Origin of the sequence: Ktedonobacter sp. SOSP1-85, from assembly GCF_016587415.1 — a bacterium.
Lineage (GTDB): Bacteria > Chloroflexota > Ktedonobacteria > Ktedonobacterales > Ktedonobacteraceae > Ktedonobacter.
The window spans coordinates 151978-169815 of the sequence record NZ_BNJI01000001.1 but is presented as its reverse complement, the minus strand read 5'-3'; the positions used below and the strand labels follow the sequence as shown (position 1 = coordinate 169815).

At 53.3% G+C, this 17838-nt stretch carries 18 protein-coding genes; 7 read left to right on the top strand and 11 right to left on the bottom strand.

From position 1 onward, the window contains the following. Nucleotides 1-2 precede the first annotated feature (2 nt). The 6 genes from eccCb to KTE_RS00790 form a co-directional block, all read right to left on the bottom strand. Nucleotides 3-4073, bottom strand: coding sequence for a type VII secretion protein EccCb (eccCb, locus tag KTE_RS00815; RefSeq protein ID WP_201377396.1), 4071 nt, complete (start codon nucleotides 4071-4073; stop codon nucleotides 3-5). Nucleotides 4074-4077: 4 nt separating this feature from the next. Further along, nucleotides 4078-4452 (bottom strand): EsaB/YukD family protein, encoded by a 375-nt coding sequence (locus KTE_RS00810; protein ID WP_201377393.1) that lies wholly within the window; start codon nucleotides 4450-4452, stop codon nucleotides 4078-4080. A 139-nt stretch (nucleotides 4453-4591) separates the two neighbouring features. Continuing rightward, a complete protein-coding gene (locus tag KTE_RS00805; RefSeq protein ID WP_201377390.1) occupies nucleotides 4592-4942 on the bottom strand; it encodes a hypothetical protein in 351 nt (116 codons plus the stop codon). Nucleotides 4943-5050: 108 nt separating this feature from the next. Further along, nucleotides 5051-6061, bottom strand: a complete 1011-nt coding sequence (locus KTE_RS00800) for an EndoU domain-containing protein (RefSeq protein ID WP_201377387.1) — start codon at nucleotides 6059-6061, stop codon at nucleotides 5051-5053. Between the two features lie 110 nt (nucleotides 6062-6171). Then, nucleotides 6172-6495, bottom strand: a complete 324-nt coding sequence (locus KTE_RS00795) for a hypothetical protein (RefSeq protein ID WP_201377384.1) — start codon at nucleotides 6493-6495, stop codon at nucleotides 6172-6174. Between the two features lie 119 nt (nucleotides 6496-6614). Next, entirely contained in the window at nucleotides 6615-6911 is a 297-nt protein-coding gene (locus KTE_RS00790; protein ID WP_201377382.1) for a WXG100 family type VII secretion target, read from the bottom strand. A gap of 810 nt (nucleotides 6912-7721) precedes the next feature. On the opposite strand from KTE_RS00790, the gene KTE_RS00785 reads away from it, so the two are divergent. The 5 genes from KTE_RS00785 to KTE_RS00765 all read left to right on the top strand — a co-directional run bounded on the left by KTE_RS00785 (nucleotide 7722) and on the right by KTE_RS00765 (nucleotide 12066). Beyond that, complete coding sequence (locus tag KTE_RS00785) at nucleotides 7722-8360, top strand: HD domain-containing protein (RefSeq protein ID WP_201377379.1); 639 nt, start codon at nucleotides 7722-7724, stop codon at nucleotides 8358-8360. A gap of 149 nt (nucleotides 8361-8509) precedes the next feature. Then, nucleotides 8510-8941, top strand: coding sequence for an alcohol dehydrogenase catalytic domain-containing protein (locus tag KTE_RS00780; RefSeq protein WP_201377376.1), 432 nt, complete (start codon nucleotides 8510-8512; stop codon nucleotides 8939-8941). 22 nt (nucleotides 8942-8963) lie between these two features. Then, the gene (locus tag KTE_RS00775) at nucleotides 8964-10142 is read left to right on the top strand and encodes an NAD(P)H-binding protein (protein ID WP_201377371.1); all 1179 of its coding nucleotides are present in this window, start codon (nucleotides 8964-8966) and stop codon (nucleotides 10140-10142) included. Nucleotides 10143-10570: 428 nt separating this feature from the next. Then, the gene (locus KTE_RS00770; protein WP_201377368.1) at nucleotides 10571-11800 is read left to right on the top strand and encodes an MFS transporter; all 1230 of its coding nucleotides are present in this window, start codon (nucleotides 10571-10573) and stop codon (nucleotides 11798-11800) included. Beyond that, on the top strand, nucleotides 11797-12066 hold the full coding sequence (locus tag KTE_RS00765; protein ID WP_201377365.1) for a hypothetical protein: 270 nt from the start codon (nucleotides 11797-11799) through the stop codon (nucleotides 12064-12066). The genes KTE_RS00770 and KTE_RS00765 overlap by 4 nt, the downstream gene beginning before the upstream one ends. Nucleotides 12067-12326: 260 nt before the next feature. Here KTE_RS00765 and KTE_RS00755 read toward each other — a convergent pair whose 3' ends face one another. Then, on the bottom strand, nucleotides 12327-12923 hold the full coding sequence (locus tag KTE_RS00755; protein ID WP_201377361.1) for a transposase: 597 nt from the start codon (nucleotides 12921-12923) through the stop codon (nucleotides 12327-12329). Between the two features lie 691 nt (nucleotides 12924-13614). Between KTE_RS00755 and KTE_RS00750 the strand changes: the two genes are divergently transcribed. Both KTE_RS00750 and KTE_RS00745 read left to right on the top strand, forming a co-directional pair. Continuing rightward, a complete protein-coding gene (locus tag KTE_RS00750; protein WP_201377358.1) occupies nucleotides 13615-14010 on the top strand; it encodes a hypothetical protein in 396 nt (131 codons plus the stop codon). Nucleotides 14011-14957: 947 nt separating this feature from the next. Next, nucleotides 14958-15584 (top strand): hypothetical protein, encoded by a 627-nt coding sequence (locus KTE_RS00745; RefSeq protein WP_201377355.1) that lies wholly within the window; start codon nucleotides 14958-14960, stop codon nucleotides 15582-15584. Nucleotides 15585-15694: 110 nt separating this feature from the next. Here KTE_RS00745 and KTE_RS00740 read toward each other — a convergent pair whose 3' ends face one another. The 4 genes from KTE_RS00740 to KTE_RS00725 all read right to left on the bottom strand — a co-directional run bounded on the left by KTE_RS00740 (nucleotide 15695) and on the right by KTE_RS00725 (nucleotide 17803). Then, nucleotides 15695-15877 (bottom strand): hypothetical protein, encoded by a 183-nt coding sequence (locus tag KTE_RS00740; RefSeq protein WP_201377352.1) that lies wholly within the window; start codon nucleotides 15875-15877, stop codon nucleotides 15695-15697. A gap of 267 nt (nucleotides 15878-16144) precedes the next feature. After that, on the bottom strand, nucleotides 16145-16666 hold the full coding sequence (locus tag KTE_RS00735; protein ID WP_201377349.1) for a hypothetical protein: 522 nt from the start codon (nucleotides 16664-16666) through the stop codon (nucleotides 16145-16147). Next, nucleotides 16569-16856 carry a hypothetical protein gene (locus KTE_RS00730; protein ID WP_201377346.1) on the bottom strand — a complete coding sequence of 96 codons (288 nt, stop codon included), beginning with the start codon at nucleotides 16854-16856 and terminating at the stop codon, nucleotides 16569-16571. Before KTE_RS00730 ends, KTE_RS00735 begins: the two co-directional genes overlap by 98 nt. A gap of 86 nt (nucleotides 16857-16942) precedes the next feature. Then, nucleotides 16943-17803, bottom strand: a complete 861-nt coding sequence (locus KTE_RS00725) for a class I SAM-dependent methyltransferase (protein ID WP_201377343.1) — start codon at nucleotides 17801-17803, stop codon at nucleotides 16943-16945. Between the last annotated feature and the right edge of the window lie 35 nt (nucleotides 17804-17838).

Below are 17838 nucleotides of genomic sequence, written 5' to 3'. Positions count from 1 at the left end.
ATCTACTCTTTCTCTTCTGTGTACGTCGGTTTTGCGAAGGCGATCTGGACCAGGGTCGGTGGGTGATTGCGTTGTACGAGATAGCCACGACCCGGAGGTTGCAACGTTGCGGCCTGATTATGTATCAGACGACCTTCCTGCGAGTCGCCACTCATGATGATGGCCGACGTTCCCATTTCGCGCAGGCGCTGTAACATGGGCTCAAATGATGAGCGACCAACACCACCAACGCGACGAGCAAGAACAACGTGAAATCCGATATCACGTCCTGCGCTCAGGTAGTCAACCAGTGGGCTGAGAGGTGTGCTGGTTCCCGTTGCCAGAGAGTCGTAGTCATCGACAAACAGGAAGAAGTGCCGACCCGTCCAGCGTTTGCTCGCCTGTAAACGCGAGAGTGGTGTATCACCTCCATCCGCCACGCGCTTCTCCAGACTCGCCTTGAGATTGCCGATACACGCGGCCAGGGTAGGGGTGTTATAAGCATACGTCAAAAGATGCTGACTCTCGGCAAAATCCACCAGGGTTTTCCGGTAGTCGATAATGGCGAAGGATGCCTCTTCTTTCTGGTAGCGTTGCTCAATGCCACGCATCCAGGCACGTAGCAGCGTGGTCTTCCCACTTTCGGAATCGCCCAGGATGAGAAAGTGTGGTCCTGCGGAGATGACATCAATGAAGATCGGATCAAGACGCAGTTCTTCCAATCCCAGAGGGATACCAGCCGGGAGATTCTCTGCTGTAGCGGGTGAGGGAAGATCTTCCCAGCGCACGAGCGTGGGGAGCAGGCGCACAGGAGGGGCGGCCGGGCCGTTCCAGTGCTGTCGCGTGCGTTGAATAAAGGTGGAGAGAGCCTGCTGGACAGGAGGAAACTCTTCATCCGGGTAGAAATCAGCGAGAGGCAGTGCAATCTGAAATTGAAGCTTGTCTTTATTCACACCACGTCCGGGCACGCCGATCGGTACCAGGGAGGCAACCGCTTTCCCAAATTCTGAATCGACTGGATCATTCAAGCGCAATTCCAGCCGCGCGCCAATATTGTCGCGTAGCTTGGTACGAATCTCAACCCAGCGGTTGGCAGCGATCACCACATGAACCCCATAGGTCAAGCCGCTCGCCACCAACTCGGCAATCTCAGCCTCCAACTGGTCAAATTCTTGCGCAAACAGGGCAAAATTATCGATGATGAGAAAGACATCGCCAAAGGGGAAGTCCGCCAACTCGCCAGCTTGACGACGTGTACGGAACGTTGCCATACTGTCGATCCCCTGCTCGCGGAAGAGATATTCACGATCCTCGATCACCTTGCGCATCTGGCGCACCATGCGGCGCAGTTTATCACGGTCAGACTTGCCGCACACAGCCCCGACATGAGGCGCTTGCTCAAAGATGCGTAAAAGGCCACCCCCCATATCAATACCATAGATCTGGACATCGCGAGGAGAATGCGTGAGCATCAGAGAGGTCACAAGCGTACGCAGGAACGTACTCTTGCCTGCCTGGGGCGCTCCAACCAGCGCGAGATGACCACCCGAACCAGAAAAATCTAGTATGAGCGGCTCTTGAGCCTGTTGCAGTGGCATATCCAGCAGACCCAGCGGAACACAAAGCGTTCCAAAAGGAGACTGCTTCGGCCACTGGCGCCCGTCCAGATTCTGGTTCTGGCTTTGTTGCAAAATCGTACTCAGCGGCAATTGTTTGGGTAGCGGTGGTAAGCTGACCTGGTGAACAACATGACGAGACAGTGGTATTGATGTACGAGAGAGGCGCTCAATGATGACATCCATCTCTGTAAGCAGGTCACCTGGTTCTTCAGTCTCTAACTTAGCTGTCGATACAGAGGATGGGATTGATGTCTGTAGCTTCACTAATTTGCCGTCGGGGGTAAATTCGCGGATTCTAGAGCGTACAGAAACCTGCTCTTGCGCAGAGACAAAGGGTATCGAGACCAACGCGGTTTTAAACAAATGATAGGTATCGGTATCCACCTTGAAATATCCAACGCCAGGAGCAGAGGGGAGGTAATAGGCGTCAGGTGTACCCAGAACCGACACACTTTCAGCCGCGCTAAAAGTACGCAAGCAGATACGATAACGCAAATGTCCCTCTAGACCGCGAATACGTCCCTCTTCAAGACGCTGCGTAGCGAATAAGAGATGTAAACCCAGGCTACGCCCAACACGCCCCAAGGTGATAAACAACTCCAGAAATTCCGGCCGATGCGTCATTAATTCAGCAAATTCATCGGCGATGATCAATAAGTGAGGCATAGGCTCCATCTCAGGATTCATCTGCCATTTTGTCTGGTATTGCTTAATATTGTCGAGATTGCCAGCGTCGTGCAGCATACGTTGACGGCGTTGTTGTTCGCCAAGCAGTGCGTAATAGACACGATCCACAAGTGAAGTGTCATCCTGAAGATTGGTGATGATACCTGCCACGTGCGGCAAAGCCCCAAAATCAGCGAAGGAGGCTCCGCCCTTAAAATCAATCAAAACGAAGTTTACTGTCTGTGGATCATGTGTAGCCGCCAGACTCACAATGATCGTGCGTAACAATTCACTTTTGCCCGATCCAGTAGCGCCAATAATCAGTCCATGAGGTCCCATACCTTTTTCCGCGGCCTCTTTGACATCGATCATTAGAGGCTCACCGTCTCCACGCACTCCTATAGGTACCTTGAGCAAAGCATTTCGTTCGCGAGGAAGCCAGGTTGTCGAGACATCTAATGTATCAGCAGAAGAGATATTCATTAACTTGAGAAGCTGGACATCTTGCGAGAGATCTGGCTGCGCTCCCGCTTCGGCAAGCGACAAAGGAGCTATACAGCGTGCGATGCGTTCACAAAGCCTGGGATCAACAGCATCAGGTGTTACCCCTTCGGAGCGCAGTCCTCCAAGTTTTATCTCTTCATATTCGACCAGGCCAAGGGCAGAGACCGAGAGGCGTGCCTGGATCTGGGCGGGTTCCTGTCTGCGACTATCGACCAGGCAGATCACCGTCACACCCAAGCTTGCCGCATCACGCAAGAGCGCATTGAGTTCAGGTAATTGGCCCAACTCGTCAAAAGGAGAAAAGTTATCGAGGAGCACAAAAAGATGAGGCAAAGTAGTATCTCGCTGCGCGTTTTGCTGATTTTCGCTGAGTCTGCGCCGGCGATCTAGTTCAGGTTTGATCTGATCGAGCAAGAGATGGTTGACATCCTCAAGAGTATGAGCGATCATACAAAGATGATCGGGAGTGTGTTCCCCGTCAACTTTCACCTGGCGCAGGCGACGTACATGTGGTAACCATTTGAGCCACGACCACTCAGAGGTACTCTCTGCGGGAAAATACGCCATACAGCGTACATCTTCGGGGGATTGAAAAGCCACAACCTGACAGAGTAAAGCGCGAGCCAGGGCTCTGGTATCTGAACGCCTCCCATGAATCGCAAGTACACCGGTCGAGCGGAGGGAGATAAGAGCGGGCATATCCTTGAGGTAATTCCACTTAGCCACCAGAGCTTCTGCCTGTGAACGAAGCTCTGGAAGATACTGCACCGTCCTATCGGTGCTCAGATCCAGACTCACGCGGCAAGAGAGTGGAACAGGCCCCAGTCCAATCCGAACCGTCAGGAAATCGCCATCAGTTGGGCGGCGTTCCCAGAGATAAGTATGTCGCTCCAGTAAGGCAGCCAGAGCTTTATAGTCAGGATACAGGCGTTTGCCGACTTCGCGCTGTTTTTCTGCTAGCGATTTCAAACGAACGCGAGAGTGCGCCAGATAATCCAGGTAGAGCTTCTGTTCTCGTTGGCGGAGCTTTTTCTGGGAGTGCCGCTGTACCACACCCATAGTGATGCCTCCTCCAACGCTACACACCGCCATAGTGATGCCACCAATGATGAGCACGAGATTTTCACGATAGGCAAGCACAAAGAGCAACGAACCCAGACCTCCAACAGCGGGCAACACAAGCTGTAACCAAGCAACTGCCCCTTTCTGAGTTGGTTGCAGTACCGGTGGTGCGTCAATGATCACATCATTGACAGGCAAAACCGGAGGGTAAGAACGGGCGGGTCGGTAAAATGTTGTTTCCATGAAGTCATTCCAGGCTTTCCCAGGTGACACCAATGCCACCAGCATTTGTAGTGGGCCGCACTGATCTGGGCACCAATGGCCGTGGTGCAAGGTTTTCAGGCGGAGTAGAGGTCTGCAAGATAAGCACAGCACCGTCACCTACCTCAGCTTCGATCAGCGTTCGATTTGGTGCGAGAGGCGCACGTGCTCTTACCACTTGCAGATGAAAGGGAGACTGAAGCTCCTTTTGAGAAGGCGATCCCGGGGAACTGCAAAGTTCCAGAAGCAAAGGCAGAAGCTCACTCACAGGAACATCGCCTGGTAATTCCAAATCCAGCGTTTTTCCTGGTCCCTGGACTGTTGCCAGCACAGTCGAGGCCAGCACTCTTTTTTTTGGCATTGTTCTCTAAAAATGTTGATAAACATCTCTTCAGAGACCATTTTGCAAAAACCACTCTGAAGAGATATAGCCGACACGAAAGGAGGTACTGCTATCAAAAGTAGCTCTGAGACAAATGATCTGACAATTGGCCACTTTTCTAGGAGTTCTGAGGAGTCACGAGGGGTTTCGTGGCGTCCATCCAGATGACGATCAGCTCTCGTAGTTCACTGGTTTCTATAACACACTCGCTCTCTGGATCATCATCCTCAGCCAGAATATCCAGGATCGTCGTAAAATCTGGCCGGATCTCCAGTTCACAGACATTGCCAGTTTCTGTCCATTCAGGGATTTTCCCCTCTAACACTGGATCTATACGTGAGAGATAATGCTCTCCATTTGACCATTGGACATCGCTGAACAGGAAGGTTGTTACCAGAGAGATCTCCGCTGGGAGTTGCATAACAAGCGAACCATTCGGGGTACTTTCAAAATGATACTCGTATTTCATGTAATTACTCCTTTAGCTTTGGTGAGCAAGGCTTCTACTTGCTTTCGCAGACCATTATATATTTTTCTGCCACTGGCTGTGAGCACCTCTTCCTTTTCTCTGCTCCATTTATCTTACGGGGAAGGCACTAATGATCTTACCCGCTGCGTTTATATACATGTCTATGACCATACCTGTATAGGGACCACTCGTGAATGTATATTCGTATGTATTTTTAGATCCTGCAACAAACCCACTCGGATATGCATTACTGTATGCAGTATTGATGGCATCTACTACGTCCTGGGGACCCATAGATGTAGGGAAAAAGGTGGATATACCGCCATTCCCATTTTTTGGCAATCCTCCTGGACCGTTAACTTGCGCAGTAAAAACTCCATCTGGGTTCGTACTGATTACCTTAACTATCTTACCAAGAGCGTTGGCGGCCGCATAATGGAAACCACCAAAGATCGATTTTCCCTTTCTTGTCTTCACATCTCCAAAAAAAATGTGATCCAGCGCACCTGTAAGGAAATTTCCGGTGTTTGCCAGAGAGCCAGTACTGACAGGTATCGCCTGAGGAGTCGGAATAGGCAGAGGAATCGGAATAGGCGGAGGAATCGGAATAGGCTTCGGCTTTGTCCCCCCCATCCATGCTATTATTCCCCCGAGTGCCCATACTGCCAGTTTTCCAAAAATGTTGGAGAAGAAAGTTGTAGCTGCGGTAATGGCCTCCATCACACCGGCTATCACCGCTGGTATCCCAAAAAGAGCTATACCAGCAGTAATGACGGCGGCGAGACCAAGTCCTAATATCCACTTCCAGGCGTTGCTCTTTTTCTCATGGGCATCCTCCACCAGCGTCGCTGTCTTAGTAAGCGCCTGGGTAGCCTCCTGGAAATGCTCTAGATGTGCGTTCCCAGCTTCTTGGCTACGCGTGTGGAGGAGAGTATACGCCTGAGCACCGTCTCCCTCCCACGAATCTTTGAGATTACCGTGGCCCGTATCCAGGAGTCGCAGATATTCCTCGTGTTGGCTGGCCCAGTTCTGGAGATGAGACGCCAGCTCCCGAAAAATCTCAGCATTGGGAAGGTTTATAGACTCAAGTTCGTGTTTTGCATGTTCAATTGTTGTCATGAGAATTTACCTTTTTATGCCATTAACCCATTTTATTTATTTCCAAACCTCTTCTACAGAGGTTTTCGCTTCTATGGAAACCTCTTTCTGAAGTGTCTGCAGGCTGCTGACTAAGAAGGGCCCGTTTCGGTATTAAATGTTTGAGCGGTATTGTTGTCGACCTCATCGAAGCCGCTAACGGTATCCTCCAGGTGAGCGGCCATCTGTTCATGTAAATCAGCATGATTGAGTAATGAGGTGTGAAATGACTCCCACCAATCCAGATACGGTTGAAGCCCGGATGCCATATGGGAAGATTGAATTTCTTCGATAAAATTGTTATGATGCACCAAATACTGGCTGAGCATCTGGCGTGTATGATCAGCCAGATTGCGATGCTGCTGTGCCTGGCTCAGGAAAGGCTCATTGCTTGTTTTGGAAACTTTATCAGCCATTTTATTATTTTTCCTTTATCTCTCTCGCATAGGGCAATATATATTGCGTCTATTTAGGGAGGATTTCGCGAAATCCTCCCTAAATAGACGCAGCCGAAAGTAAGGTTGGTACTGCTCTATTAGAAGCCGGCAAAAGACCGGGCGATGCCAGCATCAAGATCCTGAAAACCGCTGTCAGCCTGGCGTACAGCATCACTCAGATGCTGTAAATCCTGACCAACATTACTCATGTCCGTATCCCACTTGCCCATCGCGCTCATGAAAGACTGGTAGCCATTCCCTTTCCATGTGCTTGCCAACTCATTCACGGCATTCCTGATATTTTGTGTAGCCGTCTCAAATTCCTGCACGCGATTCTTAAAATTGGCTTCAGCAGCTTGCATTGCTGCACTACTAGCACCAACGGTATCAGCCATAGAACTTTCTCCTTTTTATTAAAAGCATTTCAAAAGATGTGACTAGAATCTTCCTAGTTCAACCTCAATACAGTGATTGGATGTCATGAAAGACAGAGACCTCTTCCTATCTGGTTGCTTGCGTCATCTCGTTAAGCCGCCCATGGGTAGCTTGACCTCTGCATCTGACTCCTCGCCCTTATGGTAGAATAGTTCAGGCACAAAATGACTGTGCATTTCCCTACACTATTCCGATTGTTGGTTTCTCTTCGGATCTGTCAGAACTCAGAACACAGTCAGAGAATGGATGAAGGGTTTCCCCACTTTTCCTCTAAAACAGGGATCTGTCAGAACTCAGGACACAGCGAGAAATGTCCCCAGAAAGTGGGGAATGCCTCTTGCAAAACGAGCAACTGGTGGGGAAAACACAAGTATATGAGCGCTGTTTGAGAGGAAAAGTGAGGAAACCTTTCATCCATTCTCTGACTGTGTTCTGAGTTCTGACAGATCCGTTCCCTGAGTCCTGGCGAGATTCGTCCTCATATACACATGATTTGCCCCTGGTAAGGATAGAAGAAGATGATTATACTATGTCCATGTTTCCCTTGAAGGAGCTACAACAAGGGACAGAAACACATGTTGTTCTGATGTATTAGCAAACAAATGACAGCAACGTGATCTACCGCTACAATGAAATGGTGTTGACACCTTTGCAAGGGTTCTGTGGTCATTACTCTTTAGCTGCGTTGCCCCTGACTAGATGTCCAATAGCTGAAATAAGGAGCACCTGTATTGTAGAGTGTTTCCGAATCACATAAGGAGTCTTATACGATGCCGAAAAATATTGCTGGTATTGCCATTCCTGATAGTTCCCTGGCCAACGAAGCCGCAGAACTCCTGCGCGAACATGGGACCTCACTGCTTTGGAACCATTCACATCGCGTCTACCTCTTCGGAGCCCTGCAGGGGCACCAGGCAGGCTTGCGCTATGATCCTGAATTGCTCTACATTAGCGCACTCTTCCATGATCTCGGGCTAACAGAGAAGTACCGCAGCCAGGACAAACGCTTCGAGGTCGATGGAGCCAATGCCGCCCGTGATTTTCTTACCAGTCATGGCATTCCTCACGCCTCAATTCAACTGGTTTGGGATGCGATTGCATTCCATACAACGATTGGCATTGCGCAATATAAAGAACCTGTTGTGGCTCTGGTCAATGCTGGCGTTGGCCTCGATGTCATAGGAGAAGGCTATGAGGATCTTGCCGAAGAGGTTCGTGGGCAGGTCGTAGCAGCGTTCCCACGCGATGGCTTTAAACACAAGATCCTGCATGCCTTCCTTGAGGGCTTCGCACATAAACCAGAGACGACCTTTGGCAACATCAAGTCGGATGTATGCGAACGCTTCCTTCCAGGCTACAAGCGACCAAACTTCTGTGACTACGTCCTCCAGTCACCATGGAATGAATAGGGCCAGAGAGAGAAGACTTCTGAAGCAGAACGCGTGGCTTCTGCCTCTACAAGATAGAGGCGGAAGCTCAGGTTGCCTCGGATCCAATGTATGTCAACTGACTCATCAATCGAAGATAAAAAACATCCAAGGTTAAAAGGGAGAGGCGAATGAAAGCTATTGGCATTGTGTCTGAAAAGATTGGTGCTCCTGAGCTTTTGGAAGTGGTAGAGATTGCGAAACCGGTACCCGCTGCCGGGGAAGTGCTCTTGCGAGTGAAAGCTGCGGTATTAACACCGGATGAACTCACATGGCCGGAAACATGGTACAACCATGGGGAGAGCGCTCAGCCACGACCACGCCCTATTATCCCCAGTCACGAGGTTTCGGGGCTTGTTGAAGCAGTTGGTGAGGGAGTGACAGCATTTCAAGGAGGCGATGAAGTCTATGGGCTTCCTCGCTTTGATCGCGATGGTGTCTGGGCTGAATATGCCATTGTCACTCCCGATCGGATTGCCCTACGACCCCGATCAGTCAATCATGAAGAGAGTGCGGCTCTTTCCCTCTCGGCGCTCACCGCCTGGCAGGCACTCTCAGAATAGAAGGAAAGGACTACGATACACGATGGCAAATGTTCTTGTTACGGGAGGAACCGGCGAACTGGGTCGTCTGGTCGTCGCTCAATTATTGGCCCATCAACATACGCCTCGGGTTTTGAGCCGTCAGACTCATCTCGATCTTCCGGAGGGGGCCGAGCCCGTCTATGGCGAGCTCACATCGGGAACCGGGCTACGCGAGGCAGTTGAAGGAGTAGATGCCATCATTCACTGTGCCAGTTCGCCTCAAGAAGCGCTGGCGACTGATATTGGTGGAACGCGTATGCTCGTTCATGCCGCTCGCGAGGCCGGATCACCTCATTTCATCTATGTCTCCATCGTCGGCATTGATCGTGCCCAATCTGGTTACTACCAGGCGAAGTATGAAGCTGAACGCATTGTGATGCAATCGCAGCTTCCCTGGTCTATCGTGCGTGCAACCCAGTTTCATAGCTTCGCTCTGCACCTCATCCAGTCGCTTGGCATTGAGAGGTTGAACGTGATCCCTGTTCCGCCCAATGTGCGTTTGCAGACCATCGCAACTGGCGAAGTTGCAGAGCGCCTGCTTGCTCTGGCCGAAGGAGGCGCGACGGGGCAGGTCGAGGATATGGGAGGCCCACAGGTTCTCACCCTCGAAGAGATGATCCAGACCTATCTCCACGTGCGAGGCAGGGAGGGAAGCATGCGCGCTGTAGACCTGCCCAACTCCCTGTTTGCAACTTTTAGCTCCAGCGAGCGTCAGCATTCTGCCCCCGCTGTGGGGAAACAGACCTGGGAGGAGTTCATGCGTTACTGGTGTCATGAGAGGGATAGCTACCCTGTCCCGAAGACACAAAATCCAGTGCTGCTAGAGAAAACGGTGCAGGTTCACGATCCAGTACAGGTAAGTGTAATCGAGGTGTCGATGGAGCCCGGCGCATACACTACCCCACCTCATCGTCATCCAGGGCCTATCTTTGGCTACGTTGTAGAAGGCAGTGTCCTCTTTGAGATGCGCGGACACACGCCCACGATCTATCGGCAGGGGGATACCTTCTATGAGCCGGATGGATGCATTCATCTGCTTGCCAACAATCCCAGCCCGTCTGGCAAGGCTGTACTTGTCGCGGTTCTACTCGGTGAGCCCGGTCAGCCTATCCTGACACCCGTACAGCTGCAGGCAGGGACCAATGACCCTGTAGACGGTCGTCACGGCTCCTGCTCCTGAATTTACACTGGCATCGTGCGTTACCACCTCCCCGAGGCAGGCGACGCACGAACGCACCGCGCACCCAAAGGCTGAGGCCTTGCGCGCGACTATCGAGGAGGAGAGGGTCATCGAGGTTCTGTAATAGGTGCATATTGGAATGAAGCCGTTGCTTTTTGGCAATTACGCCGCTGATCAGAGGGCATTGCTCCTCGGCTCGTTGCCTCGAAATGGGTTTGGGATGCCAAAGGAAGGAAAGCTCTCTCGCCAGGATACTTGCAGAAACTCCAACAGCTTCATTCCAATATGTACACCTTCTTCCTAAAGCCCATCTCTTTTCAACAAGGGCTTTTTTGTCCATCGCTGTAATTTAACAGTTACATTCAGTGATAGAGAAGAACGGCATTCGTTCGCGATGATGTTCAAGATACAAACACGAAAGGGTTGCTGTGAAAACACCATTTCATAATCCGCGTATTCTCTTCCTTGCGATTGCGACTTTTGCTGTGGGAACCGATGCCTATGTGATTGCAGGAATCCTCCCTGAAATCGCTCACGATCTGCGTGTGCCGGTGGACCAGGCAGGGCTGATGGTGACCCTTTTTGCGCTGGCCTACGCGGTGGGATCGCCGCTTCTTGCCGTTCTCACCGCGCGTGTTGCTCGCCGCTGGTTACTTATTGCGGTGCTTTGGGGACTGGGGGTCGCAAATATTCTGTCAGCGTTGGCTCCTACCTTCGGGTGGATGTTGATAACCAGGGTGCTGGCTGCCGGATGTGCAGCCTTGTGCTCGCCTACCGCTCTGGCAATCGCGGCGACGCTGGCTCCTGCGCAACAGCGAGGAAAAGCCCTGGCTTCCGTCAATTTCGGTTTGACCGTGGCAACCGTGCTGGGCGTTCCCCTTGGGGCCGTGATTAGCGGTCACTTCGGCTGGGTCTGGACTTTTGGCTTCGTGGCCGCACTTGCGGGGGCAGCCGCGCTCACTCTTACCTTCAGCCTGCCTGCCATTCCCACTCCCCCGGTGGCGAGTTTACGAGCCCGCTTTTCCCCTCTTGGGCAAAAGCGTATTCTTCTTGGGCTCACCCTCACCTTCTTCTGGGCTGTGGGCGTTTTTACTGTCTATACCTATATCACGCCGCTCTTGCGCGAAAATGTCCATGTGAACGATGTCAGTGGTCTTTTGCTCATCTATGGTCTGGCAAGCATGGCAGGTAACGGTCTGGGAGGGTATGGGGCTGATCGCTGGGGAACGTTTCGTTCCATCCTGGCCAGCCTGATTGTGCTTGCCGTGGTCTTTCTGACGCTGCCTCTCACGACTCATTTCCTTGCCAGTGCTCTCATTGCGCTGGTGGTGTGGGGAATTGCAGGCTGGTCGCTCTATCCGGCCCAACAACATCGTTTGCTTGCTCTCGCGCCAGAACATTCGAGTGTCATTTTGGCGCTGAACGGATCGGTCCTCTACCTGGGTATTGCGGTGGGATCGGGTCTCGGCGGTCTTGTTCTCGCGTACGCTCCGATTGCAACGTTGGGTATTACGGGGGGAATTGCCGAGCTCCTGGCACTGGGGACCCTCCTTCTCAGTACCACGCGCCTGTTCACACCACATGCTCCCAGACACAAACCTGAGCAAGAAGCGCCAGTTCCCAGCAAAGATCCCGTCATGATGGAACCTTTCCATTGAGATGGTTTCCGCCATTGCGGGTCGCCAAGGCTCGTCCTGAGGATGTCGCCCTGGCGACCATGGAGTGTATGCTCGCTTCTCTTGTCAGCGAGGACCTCGCTGACAAGAGAAGCATCGAGGTCAAAACAGCACTCGCCACCGATCCAGTCGCCTTCTCTCGCCAGCAACAGCAACGCTGGGACAGCCGTGCGAAGGAGAAGCACAAAATGACTGGAGGGTCCACGCTGGCTTGGATTGTCCCCGACGAGGAGTCCGGCGTGGTCTAGAAACCCGAAGAAAAAAGTATCCTTAGAGTCGTTCGTCGCAAACCTTATCACGACCTGGTGGATCTCCCGCACTTTCGATACCGCTGGCGAATCCTTTCAAGCCGCATCGTAGAGGCGAACAAAAGCAGACTGACGAGTCTGAGCGCGAGGAAGGCCATTGAATCATGCCATACTGCGCACCACATTGAGAGCAGCAGCCGTGGCGATGTGCTGGAAATGGGTTTTTGCCTCTCCAAGATATCGCGAACGGCGTAAGCCCATCATGCGAACGCGCTTTCTGAAAGGGTTCCCTCAATCCCGGCCCGCTTCGCATAGACCTGGGCAAATGCTTGCGTGTGTTCTTGCTCCCGTCTCTGCATCAACGCCTGATACTGTTCCTGGGGGCGAATGGTCACGGTATGGCGTGTATGGCGACTAGATTGGGTACATAGCGATCGGGACGGACAGGCCTGACAATCTTTGGTCGAGAACTTGATCTTCATCACCTCGTTTTTCCGGTTGTCAATGGCCGGGGTCCAACTGATGCTCGTGTGTCCTTGGGGGCACGTTGCCTGTTGCTGCTCCCAATCGATGGGAAAGTGACTGACATCGAAGCCTGTGTTCTGAGTGGCTTGCCAGTGATAATTTTTTCTGGTTGCTCCTACCAGATCGACCTGATAGTCGCGCTGGCTTTCAACGAGGAGCTTGGCGTCGACATCGCCTGTATCAACGATGTGTTCTCTCGGGAGAAGGTGCTTGCGATCAAGCTCGGCATGAATGGTTGCCGTCATGGCGTCGTCGGAGACGGGAGCCGAGGTGGTTTCCACGTGGGTAATGAGCAACGGGAGATGCGCGTCACAACTTTCGGTAAGATGCACGCATGTCTCCTACCCACGTCGTGCTACGCTCCTTGGAGGAGTGAGCATCTTCGTCGTAGGGAGAACCGATGTAACGCGAGGGAGGTGGAATGTTGTCAGATGGACGCCAACGAACCTTGTCTTCAATGCGGTGGTGTGAACAGCTGGCGGCGCGTGAGCGAGAAAAGACTGGCCACCTGTTCGTGTCGCCATGTCCCGCGTGTGGCTCTGGAGATGCTGGAGAGCCTCATGGTTTTATGGAAAATTGCTGGTCCAGCGGGCTGTGGGCAGAGGATACTCTGGCTGTGTCGAGAGGGAGATGCGACCAGAGGAGGTATGGATCAGATGGAGAGACGAGTTTCCACGCTTTGGGGAATTTCCGAAGAGCAGCGAGCGGAAGCCTCTTGGCGGTATGAAGTGGTAAGAGCCTGTGTGGAAGAAGGGGTCTCACAAACGGAGCCGTCACGAGCATCGGGGGTGCCGCTTTCGACCTTACAACGGTGGGTGCGGAAGTCACGGGAAGATGGGTAGTGTGGATTGGCCAGGCAACCGCGTGCGGATCGAGGAACGCGACGCAATCTCTCGGAGGAGATGATCAAATTGATCGAGGGATTGGCGTTGCGCAAACCGCGCCGGTCGGTGGCTACCATTCAGCGGCAGGTGAGCGCTTTTTGCCTTAGCGCAAGGGTGGGGGGAACCGAGCTATCGGCAGGTGTATGAGATTGTCAAGGCGCTCCCGCCGGCGCTGGTGACGCTGGCGCAGGAGGGAGGGGAGACGTATCGGGAGGAATATGAGCTGTTGTACGGCCGGGAAGCAGCGAGGCCCAATGAGATTTGGCAAGTGGATCATTGTCTGTTGCCTATCCTGGTGAAAGATGGGCAGGGAAAGAGTGGGCGGCTCTGGTTGACGGTGATCGAGGATGAGAAGAGCCGGGCCATCGCAGGCTACCGTTTCAGTTGGTCGGCTCGAAGCCGTGATCCAGACGGCGTTGACGCTCCGGCAGGCGATCTGGCGCAAGGAAGACGCGCGAGGGCCCCGTGTGTGGCATTCCCGAGACCGTCTCCACTGATCACGGCACGGATTGTACGAGTGTGCATTTTTCGGTGAAGGTGCCGGGAGAGGATGAGGGTGAGGGTGGAAGTGGGGAGAGGAGAGAGCGTACTCTGGTGAAAGGGGCGAGAGCACGCATGTGTGTGCAATCGGCCTTCTCGCAGCCGCTGTGCGCAGAAGTATGGGCGCGCGACGGCCATGAGGGGTGGTATTGCGAGAGCAGTTATGTGAGCATGAGGCGTCTATTGTACGGTGGGCCGGTAGCCCGAAGGCGATAGCTGATCTCATGCAGCATGGAGGGACGGGGGCAGAACGCTTGCTGTGTGCTCTGGTGCTTTTGGGGGCAAGGCGCGGATCCGGGGAAAGGGCAAAAGGGATGCTCGACATGATCAGTGCTGGCCTGATCAGCCGTGTCTGGTACGGGGCTGACGAGAGAGGCAGAAGCTTTCTCTCGTCAGCTGTGTGTCTGTTTGCGGGGCTATATATCTGTCCCCTTGGAAAATGGCGCCTGCTTCCTTTGACGCCTGGGGCAGGCATTCGTGCGTCGTGCGAATGCCTCTTTCTCTCTTCACTGTAGCATGAAATGCCGCAATGTGCAATCCCCGAGAGAAACGCGCGGAAATGTATGGAAGAGCTTGATGAGCATGCGAGTCGACGTGATGCCATGGTGGAAGAGGATGCGAGCGTTTCTTCATGGTGGCGTGTCTTGATGTTTTCTTCTTGAGAGGATAACGCTCCCTTTTCACACAAGAGCAATCGTCACTGCCTGGCCCCACCTTCCACCGCTCCACCGCTAAGGCCTGAATGACGATTGCTCGCGCTTTCTCCACAATTGGTGCACACCCCCCTGGAAAACTTCGTGGAAAAAGGGGTTGTGCGTTTGCCTGTGGCTCAGGTATGCTTGGTGTGAACGAATACTGTTCCCCCCTCCTTGCGATTGCTCAGGCCTCTCTATTTCTTCTGTGATCTTGTTGTGCTTTTTCTTGTCAAAGGAGGGAACCCCTATGCCTGCAACCATCGAGGGGGAGGAGACTCGCCTCGCCCCACGCAGTCTCGTTGTGCGCCGCAGTCCGAGATCCTCGTCAGGAAAAGTGCCAGCGGTCCAGACCGCGCGTGCCTCTCAGTTCGCCAAAGCGCGAGCGCAGCGTTCCACGACACCCGAGGAGGTGCCAGAATTCTCGCGGCCGTCAGTTCTCCAGCCGAAAACGTCCCCAAGAGGGAGCAGCTGGCTCCTGCCTCTTGGACTGGGGATGTTTTGCGCTCTGTTGCTTGCTTTCGCTGGATTGGTGGCGATGAGCTGGAGTGGTCGATTCATTGACGATGTTCACTATGGATATCCGAGGACCACACAGGTCGATCACATGGTGGGCCACGAGGTCGATCCGCGCGTTCCCACCCATTTTATGGCCATCAATCTCAAAGGACAGGTGATAATTTTCGAGGTGTCCGGCGGCGATCCAGCACATGCGCGACTCCTGCAAGGTCCTCGCCTTGTTGGTCCTGGCGCTGACCTGGCGCCGGTTCTGCTCACCTTCTCAGGCGATACTCGCCATCCGGACCTGGTGGTGACCGTAGACGGCCTGCAGGTCGTTTTCCACAACACAGGAACGAGTTATGCGCCAATGCGGTAGGGAGATGCGGGCAGGCACCACATCTCCAGGTTACTGGATCTCGCGGTCATCGTGGAGTGTGGTGCCTTCGATCCGTACGTTATAGTACACCCAGTACTCTTCATCCAGGCTCACTGCTGCGCGGCCCGCGCGGCTCTGCCCTGAATACGCCAGGGACCACCGGTAGCAGGGAAGGGATGACGCTTGAGAGCGAGCCAGCCGGTGGCACGTGCACGGAGACGGGATGGCTCGCCTCCCTCCCTCCGAGAAGGAGATCCATGCGCCCAGGATGGAGCCTGCCTCATGGATCTCAAAGAGGTTGGCTTCTCCCCTTTCGCTTCTTGTGTGTTAGGAAAAAGCGTAGCCATCCAACCCAGGAGGTGATAGAGATCTATACGAGTGTTGCTACTACTGATGGATATTTTTACTGAAAACGCTGTGAGACATGACATTTTTGTCTCACAGCGTTTTCGGTAGAGAGATGCAGTTCCCTTATAGTTCCGTTAGCAGCTCAAGACGTTTCTCCACAACCGCACGTGGATTGTGAGGAGCAGAGCCACCCATTTCCACCACACTCGGTATCAGTGCCTCCATCGTATCGCATAAGCGACGGAGAGCAGCGAGGAGCAGGTCGCGTAGACGAGCGAGTGAGTATGGCTAATATAGGGTGGCCGTTTTCCCTGCAACGCAGAGCGAACTTCGTGAATGCTATTCTCCAGTCTGAGCAGGCCCAGGTGGAATTCGCACAGGTCACCATAAAGGAGGTTCTTGACGTTAGCCGCTGCAATCATCCAGAAGAAGCCCACAGAGTCAGAGGCATTCTTCATGAGTTCTTCCTGGCTTACCTGCTCCTCTTTTGGCGGTTCAGGTAGCCCCACTTTGTCGAAAAGCAGCAGTGCCTGGGGTTCATAATGGGCAATCTTCTGCGGGATCAGCATCCAGTCGATATTGTGCGCCGATTCCTTATAGAGAACATAGGTAAATGTCCCACCAAGCTGGTTATTACTATGTGCCTCGAAAAGAATGGTAGGGGTCCCAAACTGCTCGAAGAGTAACTTGGCGTTCCGGCGTGGTACGTGCTCCTGCCATCCAGGGGGTTGCACACAGTTTCTCACTATATTCCTCAGCAACGACGACGTGAATATCCAGGTCGCTGATCCAGGTCTGCTGGCTCCGTCCATAACTATCTGCTAGCCATGCAGCCACAAAGCGCTCATCGTTGTGCAGGCTCTCCGTTATCTCTGCCAAGAGACGTTCACGCGCCTGCACAAATACTTCTCGTTTACCTGACATCTTTTCTGTTCCGTTTCTTTCTTCGCCTAGCCAAGGAAAGGCAGCCCGACAGCGCAGGGTTCTCTCTCCCTGGCTCTGCTCTCCTTCTACTTTTGCCCAATATAGAGGAAGTGTCCTGTCAGACCCAGTCCTTCGGGGGTACGACCAGTCTCTTCGATCAGATTGAGCCAGGCCTCTGCCTGTTCAGAGGTGAGCTTGAGAAGATTCTCCTCATGGCCACGCGCGAAGGACTCGATGCCTGCAAAAGCGATTTCCTGAAAATCAGTGAAATCGGCTCGAAACTCAGCGATAGTGGTCAGATGCCAGATGGGCGGCACTCCAGGTTCAGGCTCGGGAAAATCACCAGTTCTGCTATATGGCACCAACCATTCCCACTCATCCAGAATGCTCTCAGGCCCATCCTTGTAAATCCAGCTGAGCATGGTCATGCGATTGATCCCTGCCGCCAAGAGCAGTCCACCCTTGCGCAGGATACGCCGGGCCTCGCCAGCGGCCTTGCGCCGCTCTTCTGGCAGGCTCAGGTTATAGAAGGGACCAAGCATCAAAACGGCATCACAGGATTCGTCCGGGATGAATGAGAGGTCCGTCGCCGAGGCATTGGCGATGCTCAGGATGTTCTCCCCCAACCCCGCCTTTATCAGCCGCTCCTGCGCGGCTTCTAGCAGGCGTGACGCGACATCCACCAGGTGGACGTTGCTCCCACGGCTGGCTAAAAGTTCGCTATAATGGCCCCCGCCCACACCGACATCTGCGACCGTCGCGCCCTCGGGGATATAACGCAACAGATAGCGTTTGGTGATGGCAGACTCGACCGGAGCAAATCTCTCCAGCCGTTCCATCTCATGGTTGACGCCATTGCGCACGCCCTCCGGCAGATCTGCGTTGTAGGATTCACCTATGAGCTCGTGATGTCTGACGAATTCATAGTGTTTGGCGATAGTTGACATGTGGAACCCTCTTTCCTTGAGAAAAACAGAACTTT